The following is a 10,936-nucleotide window of genomic DNA, read 5'->3' as shown; positions in this document are numbered from 1 at the left end:
TTTTTGTTGTCAGATTTCTGCAAATGAAATTAATAATTGTCAAGAAGATATCCAAAATTATAGAGATCTTTTTACTCATTTGCCTATTAATCAACATAAAGAATCATTAGATAAGACGTTTTGGTTAACCATTGAACAGGCGCGTAATTTATCAGATGATGTAGTATGGATAGATGTTAGATCGAATTTATTTAACTCAGATAATCAATTAGATATTTTAACTATCCCGCTTAATCATTTAGAAAAAAAGGATTTTCTTTATGATAAAACAGTAGTATTAGTTGGAACAGGTTTTGAACAACAAACGATTAATCGAACAATCAATACGCTAAGGCAAAAAGGTTATAAGCATCTTTTTGCTTTATTAGGGGGGATTAGGACGTGGTCAAAGCTAAAAAAACAAAATTTACAGTTATCAAATATAATAACCCCTGAAGAATTTCTATTAGGCAGTAAAACTATTAACTGGCAGATCATTACAATTGGTTTAATGCCACAAGATATTGATACATTACCTGAAAAACCTATTAGAAATTTTAATTTATCAGAAGAATCTCATCTAGCTATAAAACATTTTTTAAAAAATAAAATTATTAACAATGATACCTTTATACAATATGTATTAATAACCCCTAATGAGCATATCACCAAATTATTAAAACGCAAATTAACGTTTCCTGAGCCAAGTGAAGTTGTTTGGTTAGAAGGCGGTTTAGCTAGTTATCAACAATATGTGAAGCAACAGGCAAACTTGATTAATAATGCAGGCAAGAGTTTGTCTAAGCCTTGTAGGCTAACGCTATAATTTAATAAAATTTCTAACTCTAATGGAGCAAAAAATGAAAGTTTATAAACGATGGAAAAATCTATCTTTAAAATTAAATATAAGGCCCTCAAAAAGACAATCAATAAAACAAAAAAATAAATATGCAATCCTTTTCTTTGTTTTGTCTATATTTGTTTATCATTCTAGTTATGCTGCTACAAATACAGGATTATATGGTGACGATAAATATGCAGGTCCTTTTCCAATAGGATTTAGCTTTAACTATTATGGTAGCAATTTTGATAAATTTTATGTCACAACTAATGGTTTGATTCAATTTACTAACCCAACTACCTCCTATATTAATACTTGTCTTCGTTCTTATAATAATACACTGTATGTGTTTTGGGATGATTTAAGAACCGATGTTTCAGGCCAGCCGCCAGGGACTATTCAGTATGAAACTCAGGGTGAGGCACCTAATAGGAGGTTAATTGTTCAATGGACTAACCAGTATTACTTTGGTAGTAATCTTCCCATGGGAACATTTCAGGCTATTCTTTATGAAAACTCTAATCAAATTAAGTATCAATATCGTTATTTGATAGGCGAACGTAGCAAAGGTAGCAGTGCTACAATAGGTATCCAAGGCATAACTTCAAACTATACCCAAATAGGTTGTAATACTGCAAATGTTATTAAACCAGAACAAGCGATTTTATTTACACCAAATAGTGATTTTAGTAAATATATTGTTGATCAAAATGCATCTTATAATTTTTTTGACATTTCAGGATTAACGTCAGATGCACCAATACTAGTTAACCGTTATAGCCATCAAGCGCCAAGCTGGTCATGGCAAAAAATTAGTCCACTCAATAGTTATGAAATTGATATTCAAGATCCATCTGGTAATACAGTTTATAGAGAAGTTGTTGGCGATGTAGGTCAATTTACATTTGTTAATAATTTGCAAAATGGTCAATCTTATCGAGCACGTATTAGAGGAAGTATTAATAATGGTGGAACATGGGAAATGTGGTCTCCTCTTTCAACTTTAGTGACTATTGATACGATAAAACCAGTGGTTAAGCTCAAACAATTTAATCGTATTAATAGTGATACAGTGAAAGTGATTTTTTCAACTTATGATAATTTAAGTGGTGTTAAATCTGGACATTTACAAATAGCAACTAACCAGCGCTTTGATACACCTCTCATTGATCAAGATATCCAAATTGATTCAAATAGCTACCAAATTTCGAATTTGCCAGTTAAAGATAATGAAGTATTATATGCACGCTTAAATGTAACTGATAAAGCTGGTAATGAATCAGGTTATACAGAGCCTTTCGCTATTGGTGTTACAGCGCCAATATTAATTCAACCAGTCTCTAATTCCACGGTTAAAATATCAAATTTAAAGGTTCAAGGTAAAGCTGAGGAAGCTGGAAAAGTGCAGCTATATTTAAATGGGAGAGTGGTTAATGATCCAGTTACAGTTGATAAAAATGGTTATTTTTATCAAGTTGTTAATCTTAAAGCCGAGGGGAATTATCAATTAACGGCGGTACTTAATAATGATTTTGGTATAAGTGAACACAGTAAACCTGTTTCAGTTAGTTTTAAACTACCGACACCAAAGGCAACCATTATAACACCAGCAGATAATCAAGTGATTTTTGCCCCTATGGATATCCAGATATCTGCAACAGACGAATTAGGAATTGATAAAGTTGAAGTTTACCTTGATGACCAATTATTTTCAACATTAACCAAATCTCCTTATCAAGTTCATCGGCCATTAACACAACAAAATAATGGTAAACATAAATTAACCGTTAAAGCGATTAATACGAGTGGTAAAGTTGTTACAATTGAACGTGAGGTAATGGTTAAAATGGAACCTCCTGCACCACCACCGACAGCTTATACAGGGAAAGTTACCAATATCAATCCAAAAGTTAGCTATGGACTACAACCTATTACCATTACAGGACAGGCGAATTATCGGAAGGATAATACTGTTGTTGCTAATGCACCAGTTAAGTTAGTATTAAAAGTTAATGGTTTTGAGCGGAAAATTGCCATTGCAACTGATGATAAAGGAAATTTCTCTTATACTTTTATGCCTCAAGAAAACGATGCAGGTATATATCAAGTAGCCATTATTCATCCTGATGAATTAATTATGACTTCACAAGCTAGTTTTGAAATTAATCGTATCGCCTTTAATTATCAAAATTATCATCTAAAAGCGGCACGTAACGTTGCAATGCCTATAAATATGGTAGCTAAAGCGAGTATTACTGCTAAAAATTTACGTTGGGTATTAACTGCAGATAATCAGCCAGATGGTATTTTGCCAAAAGGGATACAAATAAAATCTGAACCAATTGATATAAATAGTGGTGAAACTGAATTGGCCATGATTAATTTCATTGCTGATGATACAGCAACCGAAAAAGGAAGTATTTATCTTGTCGCTTTAGCTGATGAATCAAATGATTTAATACGAGGTAAATTGAAAATTGATTATCAGTTAGGACAAGCAATGCCGACCCTTTATGCGGTTCCAAATTATATTCAAACGGGTGTACAACAGGGAACAATGGTGAGTACCAATATTCATCTAGGCAATAAAGGATTGACTAAAGCAGAAAATGTTCAAATTGAACTTCTTGATGAAAGTGGTAATCCAGCACCAAACTGGATATTTATTGCTACTGATAAAACAATTGAATCAATTGCTGTTGATGAACAACTACCTTTACAAATTGTTGCTCAACCAGGTAACAAGGTAAGTGATGGTGTTTATCGTTTTAATCTTAAAATAGCAGAGAATAACAATATATTAGGATCAATTCCCGTCAGTATTTCAGTGACACAAAGTGGTCTAGGTATTGCACAATTTGATATTGCTGATATCTATACAGCAACGTTGGATAAACAAGGTAATCCTATTGCAGGCGTAAACGGTGCGACGATTAAGTTGCAAAATGAAGCTGTGCTTACTCAACAATATAGCATTATCTCTAATGAACAAGGGATCGCCTTATTAGAAAACCTCCCTACAGGAGTTTATCGCTATCGTGTGAGTGCACCAAACCATACGGATGTGTCAGGTCGCATTGTTATTCGCCCTAATACTACTATTAATGAACATATCTTTTTAGAGTACCAAAACATCAATATTGAATTTGGTACAACAGAAACAGCAATTAAAGATGTTTATGATATTGAGTTAAATGCAACTTTCAATACTTTGGTACCAGCACCTGTTGTTTTGATAGAACCTATGTCTATTAATTTAGCGGGCTTACAAATTGGTGAGGAAAAAGTGGGTGAGCTCACTATCACTAACTATGGTCTGATAGAGGCTAAAAATGTGGTATTAAATTTACCGAAAACTGATAATAAATTTAAGTATGAATTTTTTGGAGAAATACCTAATAGTCTCCTGCCTAAGGAAAAAAGAGTTATTGCTTATCGAGTCACCGCCCTTGATCCGAACCAAACTCAAAGTGTTAAACCAGAAGCAACGGTTGAAACAATGTTATTTAAAAGTAAAAATGCGGCTAGTAGCTGTTATTTAGCGCCTTATTTAGAGCTACATGACAGTATATGCGCTAATGGCGACATATCTAAAGGTAATAGCGGTGGTTATTTTTATCAATATGTAGGGCAATGTTCATTAGCAGATTTTAATTGGGACTGGGGTTCAGGTACTAATTCAGGTAGCGCTTTAGGCTCTCCTTTAGCCATGCCAATAGCACCAGGTTGTGCTCCAGAAGCTAGTTGTGCGAGTGCCGGTACGGCAAGCGGTGCTAGGTAATTTAAAAAATGAAAATTAGTGTGTCAAACAACACAAAGGATCGCAACATGATAATTAAAAATATAAACAAGTATATAGCAATCTTTATGGTGATGACAATAATGATTGCCTCATCATCTAAAATAGCGTATGCACAACTTTATAATGGTGATATACAAAAAATATCTGGTACAAGTGACGCTAGTGTTAAATTACCAAATACAGAATATACTGAAAGTACGATTGACCTAAGGGTCAAAGTACTTGGTGGTGAAGTTAAACTTAATCGAACTTGGATTAATGGTCGTTGGTATATAAATCCGGCTTGGGCTAATTTACGTTTTGTTCTTGATCCATTAGATGATAGTGTTAAAACCATTGATCGTGCAGGTACCATGTATCAACGTACTGGTAAGGAACAATTATACACCTATAAACACATATCTATTAAGAAAACAGATAGTGGGTGGCATTGGTTCGATCAACAGGGAAATTGGATTAATTTTGATGATAAAGGTCGAGTTTTAGAATATGGTGATATTAATAATGTAAAAGTTAGTTTTATCTTAGACAACGAAGGACGCCGTATTGCTATCAAAGATCATTTTGATGAACAGGTATATAGTTTTATTTATGACAATCAAGAACGTCTTATCAAAGTTAGTGATCGTGAAGGGCGAACTGTAAGTTATGAATGGTCTGGAAATAAACTGGTCAAGGTCATGGATGTTCTTGGTCATGTATGGCATTATGGGTACGATGCAAATGGACAACTAAACCAAAAAACTGATCCAGATGGTGGTGTAACTAAAATTGATTACACCGTATCAACTCCTGCACCGATAACCGCTATGATGAGTGGTAAAGACGGAGGGGTTATTTCAAAAAAAACAGTTGTGACAACTGGTTCTGATAATCGCGATACAAAATTGGCCCAAGTAGGTAAAATTACCGACAAAACTGGTGCTATAACAATTTTTAATAGTCAATATAATCGCGTTAATAAGCAATATACCATTACTGTTAATGATCCAGTAGGCAAAAAAACAGTTACTGTATTTGATGCCAAAGGTCGTGTTATTACCAAAACAGTAAATGATAGTATTACTGAATCCTATCAACGCGATAAAGCTAATCATTCGGTTAAGTATACTAATCAACGTGGATTAACAATAACCACGCAATATAATCAATCCGACTATCCAATAAAAATCACTTACCCTAATGGTGCCACAGAGCTTTATGAATACAATAAAGCCAATAAACCAATAAAAATCACGAATGCTAAAGGCGATGTAATTAACTTTCAGTACGATGCTTTTGGTCATCCTATCGAAGTTGTATATGCGGTAGGTAAACCCGAACAACGTATTATAAGCTTTAATTATGACAATTATGGTCAACAAATTGACGCGACTATTAGTGGTGGCGATAAAGCGATTAAATTGCAACAAACTTATGACCGCTATGGCAATATAGCAACATATACTGATGGTAATGGCTATCAATCACAATACACTTATAATATTCAGGGACAAGTAAAAACAGTAAAAAACCCACTACAACAACTATGGCAGTTTAACTACAATTTAGCGGGTTATCTTACGGAATCTATTGATCCACTTAATCATAATGTATCTTTGTCGAACGATGCAATGGGGAGATTGATCAAAGTCGTCGATGCGTTGGGTAATAAGACCCAATATAGTTACAGTTTTAATCAGAACGGTTATGAAACAAAAGTCGTTGATGCGCTCAATCAAACCACTACTTACCAGTATGATAACTTATATCGCCTAATCAAAACCATTAGCCCAACGGGGTTAGTCACTCAACAAACGTATAATACCGATGATAAACTCATACAGGAAGTAGATGTTGCAGGGAATATCTTAACTTATGAATATGGTGAAAAAGGTTCTAATTTAGCGGGTTTATTAGCTAAAGTTATTTATCCAACCTTTACTGAGACATATAATTATAATGCTTTAGATAAAGTCACTGAGATTAATCAGCAATTAGATAAGGATACTACATTAACCAATCATCGTATTTATGATCAATTAGGATTAATGATCAGTGTTATTGATGCAGCGAATCGGGTCTCACAAACAGAATATAATGCTCTAGGGGAAATAGTAAAATCTATAGATGCTTTAGGTTATGAAACCCGTTATCTGTCAGATTTATTAGGCAATATAACGCAAGTCACCGATGCAAATGATAACCAATACACATTTGAATATGACAAAAATAATAATCTTATAAAAGAAACCAAGGCATTAGGAAATGAGGTTGAGTATAGCTATAACCAAGCAAATCAATTAATCGAGAAAAAACAAGCAAATGGCAACCGTATTCAATACCAATACGATGCGGCAGGAAATCTGATAAAACAAAGTTATATTGAAAAAGGTCAAACAACTTCAAGTCAGGTTGTCGCTTATAGCTATAATCAGGCTAATCAATTAATTGATATACTACAAACTGGTGACACCCATTCCCACTTTGTTTATCAGCGCGATAAACTTGGTCGAGTAACTCAAGAAACGATTACTTATGGCACAGGTGCAGATAGTATTACTAAGACTTTGCAGTATGCTTATGATCAAGAGGGGAATTTAGCTTCTATTAGCTATCCTGATAATACTAAAATAACCTATGGATATGATAAAAAACAACTAAAACAGGCAACACTGGCTAATGGCGAAGTGATTAAGTGGAGTGATTACCACTGGTTTATGCCATCTAAAGTGACTTATCCTAATGCAACGCAAACTAAGCAGTATGATTCATTACAGCGCCCTTTACTAATAGGGTTAACGGCGAATCGCAAAACATTATTAAATCGTCAATATAGCTATGATAAGGTAAGTAATATAACCCGTATCGCAACAGAAAACGGGGAAAACAATTACCAATATGACTTATTAGACCGGCTTATCCTTGCTAAACCTAATATTGAACTACAAAAGAATGGGCTTACTGTAGAGTCTTATAGCTACGATGCGATTGGTAATCGCATCGGTAGTGCGCAACAATTAGGCGAGTGGCAATACAATAAATTTAATCAGCTAATCAAATGGGGCGAAGGCGCTAGTCAAACCACCTTGACTTATACGCCTAATGGTCAGTTAGCCACTGAAGTGAGTGCAGATAAAAAATTAAGCTATCACTATAATGCAGCAGAGCGCCTTATCAGCGTTAACGATGAAACAACTGAACTGGCGACTTATCAATATGATCCTTTTGGTCGTCGTATCAGTAAAACCATTAATGGTGATATCACCTATTTTATTTATACAAATGAAGGTCTGATTGCTGAATTAGACCATCGTGGTCAGATGACGGTTGCCTATGGTTGGGTACCTGATACCGAATGGGGAACAAGCCCATTGTGGCAGGCAAGTTTAACTGCAGCTAACCAGACGCTACAAACTGCGTCTTACCATTATCTCATTACGGATCATTTAGGTACGCCACAACTGGCCATTAACAATCAAGGCCAACAAACATGGAAAATGCACAGTGACGCTTTTGGTAATGCGGTATTAGATCCTAATAACCAAATTACCTTAAATTTACGTTTTCCTGGGCAATATTATGATCAAGAAACGGGACTTTCTTATAATTATTTTAGGGATTATAATCCTAAAATAGGGCGTTATATCCAAAGCGATCCGATAGGCTTAAATGGCGGAATAAATACCTTTAGTTATGCCAGTGGCAATCCGCTTTTATATCGAGATCCCTTAGGGGAAAATCCAGCAGCCCTTCTCTTTGGTGGTATAAGGGGATGTACGGCAAACCCAGTATGTGCCACTCTAATGAGAAGAGTTGTGGGTGGCATTATAGCTCGTAATGTATTAAATAGCTTGGTAGATCTGCATGACTATGATAATCATTGGAATGAAGAATGTTATCGTAACTCAGTTAATAGAGCTGGTAAGAAAAGTAGCACTAAAAATAGTACATCTGGAGTAGGTTCTTCTAATAATGAAGATCCAGATGATGATAAAAACAAAAAATACAAGGTTCCAAAACCAAAGGTTAGTGGTAAAGAGGGGGCAAAAGACGCACCCGGTTGGGCTAAACAATACCGACCTTACGTTGGTGAAAATGGGAAAGAGTTTGCTACAAGATTAATGGATATGAAATATGGAAGAGGTAAATGGCTGAAAGGAAGTAGTACTGAGTTTAACCAAATTAGAAAATGGGGTGATAGATCATTTAAGAATCCTAAATAAACTATAAAGGAGAAATTATGCAGAAAGTCTATGTTTTATATTATATTCGAGATATCACTATTGCTGCTGAAAATAAAAAGAGAATTGGCACTTACAGTAGTTATAAATTAGCTAAAGAAGCAGAAAATAGAGTTAAAGACCTGACTGGTTTTATTGATTACCCGAATGAATTTTATATTGATGAATATGTTATTGATAAAGATTATTGGGCTGATGGGTTTAAGGCGATGCAAAAAGTCTATGTTTTATATCATATTCGAGATATCATTATTGCTGATGAAAATGAAAAGAGAATTGGCACTTATACTAGCTATAAATTAGCTCAAGAAGCAAAAAATAGAGTTAAAGACCGACCTGGTTTTATTGATTACCCGGATGACTTTTATATTAGTGAATATGTTATTGATAAAGATTATTGGGTTGATGGGTTTAAGGAGAAGCAAAAAGTTTATTTTTTATATCATATTCGTTATGAAGATACCGATGATGAGGACGTAAAAATAGTCGGCATTTATAGTAGTGCTAAGCAAGCTAAATTGGCTATAGAAAGAGTCAAAAATAAACCAGGATTTATCAATTTTCCCGATGGTTTTCAGATTATTAAAGGTGTTCTTAATCGTGATGGTTGGTGTGAAGGTTTTATTAAATAAAATATACCAAGCATTAAAAATGCTTTTATAAATTACAGGAGAATATATGCAAAAAGTCTATCATTTACATCATATTAGAGATGAAGGTAATGCTGATGAGGATAATAAACACATTGGCACTTATACCAGCTATAAATTAGCTGAAGAAGCAAAAAATAGAGTTAAAGACCAACCAGGTTTTATTGATTACCCGAATGGCTTTTATATTGATGAATATGTTATTGATAAAGATTATTGGGCAGATGGGTTTAATGACTAGGTTGTATTGAACTTATAAATAAATTTGTGAACCGAATAAAATATAGGAGTAAGGAGATGCAAAAAGTTTATTTTTTATATCATATTATTTATGAAGATACAGATGATGAGGACGTAAAAATGGTCGGCATTTATAGTAGTTATAAGCAAGCTGAATTGGCTATAGAAAGACACAAAAATAAACCAGGATTTATTGATTTTCCCGATGGTTTTCAGATTATTGAAGATGTTGTTAATCGTGATGGTTGGGCGGATGGCTTTGTTGATTTACCTGAGTAGATTTAATGAATAACTTTTACAGTTCATTGATGGCGCTGTAAATAAATTTATGTATTTGCCTATTTTGAACTAAGCGAATGGGTAAAAAATAGGTAGATACAAAATGGATAAAAAGCCTAAGAAAAATGGCAGTGAAGTAGGTTTAAATATCCCCCTAAAATAGTACAAATCATAGGAGAACATATTATGGATCAAAAAATTTAGCGCAGAGTTTAAACAATAGGCAGTGGTTTGATATTGCTTTATCCACTTATCTAATGCGGATTTAGTGATGTCATATTCAGTAATAATATTTGTTTATTTTTTAGCATGTTGATATAGAATCACCATTTGTTTTTTTAATTGGTAAGTAAAACGGCGTTTTTTTCTTCTTGAAATGCGATTTGTCATCGGTGATTTCTTTTGTTCTTTTGTTTATCGTAACAATAACCTGATAAAGCGGATACTAATTAGTATAACCTGTCCAAATATTTTGATGAGTATCAATCAGATAGATAGTGAAATTAAAAGATGTTATAAAATTAGTGATAAATTAAAAAAGGAACTTCAATGGTGAAAAAGGTAATAGCACCTGAACAGGAAAAATATGATGTTATATATGAAAAAATATTATTCAATAAAATAACGGAGGCATTTTCTTGGCGAGAGCGTCCGAAAGATATGTGGGAATTAAGTTTTGAAACTGCAACAATAATAATGCCTGATGATGAAATAGCGCTAAAACAATTTTTGGGTAAGAATTGGCAAGATATCACTCTTGATATATACGTAAACTATGATGATGCTTTATATGTATTTACTCCATCAGCCTATGCTTATTATTTACCTGGGTTACTTATTACTTCAGCTAAAGCTATGGATATAGCTATAGCTGAAGATGAAGCTATAGTTAGAGCTGAGGCTGAAGCTGAGGCTAAAGCTA

Annotated in this window: 7 protein-coding genes; all 7 read left to right on the top strand. The window is 33.9% G+C overall.

Translation table 11 applies throughout. From position 1 onward, the window contains the following. The coding region (locus A9G42_RS13830; RefSeq protein ID WP_179854602.1) for a rhodanese-like domain-containing protein at positions 1-805 on the top strand (805 nt) is incomplete at its 5' end. Between the two features lie 34 nt (positions 806-839). Next, positions 840-4,601: an Ig-like domain-containing protein gene (locus tag A9G42_RS04825; RefSeq protein WP_065652790.1), complete on the top strand. Its 3,762-nt coding sequence runs from the start codon at positions 840-842 to the stop codon at positions 4,599-4,601. A gap of 86 nt (positions 4,602-4,687) precedes the next feature. Next, on the top strand, positions 4,688-8,827 hold the full coding sequence (locus A9G42_RS04820; RefSeq protein WP_179854601.1) for an RHS repeat protein: 4,140 nt from the start codon (positions 4,688-4,690) through the stop codon (positions 8,825-8,827). A 17-nt stretch (positions 8,828-8,844) separates the two neighbouring features. After that, the gene (locus tag A9G42_RS04815; RefSeq protein ID WP_065580319.1) at positions 8,845-9,477 is read left to right on the top strand and encodes a hypothetical protein; all 633 of its coding nucleotides are present in this window, start codon (positions 8,845-8,847) and stop codon (positions 9,475-9,477) included. 46 nt (positions 9,478-9,523) lie between these two features. Continuing rightward, positions 9,524-9,736: a hypothetical protein gene (locus A9G42_RS04810; RefSeq protein WP_065580318.1), complete on the top strand. Its 213-nt coding sequence runs from the start codon at positions 9,524-9,526 to the stop codon at positions 9,734-9,736. 56 nt (positions 9,737-9,792) lie between these two features. Beyond that, positions 9,793-10,014, top strand: a complete 222-nt coding sequence (locus A9G42_RS04805) for a DUF7336 domain-containing protein (protein WP_065652788.1) — start codon at positions 9,793-9,795, stop codon at positions 10,012-10,014. Positions 10,015-10,563: 549 nt separating this feature from the next. Further along, positions 10,564-10,936, top strand: a 373-nt coding sequence (locus A9G42_RS04800) for a hypothetical protein (RefSeq protein WP_143426101.1), incomplete at its 3' end; no start/stop codon positions are given.

The sequence above is a fragment of the Gilliamella sp. Nev6-6 genome (assembly GCF_001690605.1).
Classification (GTDB): domain Bacteria; phylum Pseudomonadota; class Gammaproteobacteria; order Enterobacterales; family Orbaceae; genus Gilliamella; species Gilliamella apicola_C.
Note: the sequence above shows the minus strand (reverse complement) of the source record. Positions and strands in the feature narration are given on the sequence as shown.

What these genes read in the sequence shown, in the direction of transcription:
- A9G42_RS04825 (WP_065652790.1), top strand. Translation starts at nt 840, where the DNA reads ATGAAAGTTTATAAACGATGGAAAAATCTATCTTTAAAATTAAATATA.
- A9G42_RS04820 (WP_179854601.1), top strand. Translation starts at nt 4,688, where the DNA reads ATGGTGATGACAATAATGATTGCCTCATCATCTAAAATAGCGTATGCA.
- A9G42_RS04815 (WP_065580319.1), top strand. Translation starts at nt 8,845, where the DNA reads ATGCAGAAAGTCTATGTTTTATATTATATTCGAGATATCACTATTGCT.
- A9G42_RS04810 (WP_065580318.1), top strand. Translation starts at nt 9,524, where the DNA reads ATGCAAAAAGTCTATCATTTACATCATATTAGAGATGAAGGTAATGCT.
- A9G42_RS04805 (WP_065652788.1), top strand. Translation starts at nt 9,793, where the DNA reads ATGCAAAAAGTTTATTTTTTATATCATATTATTTATGAAGATACAGAT.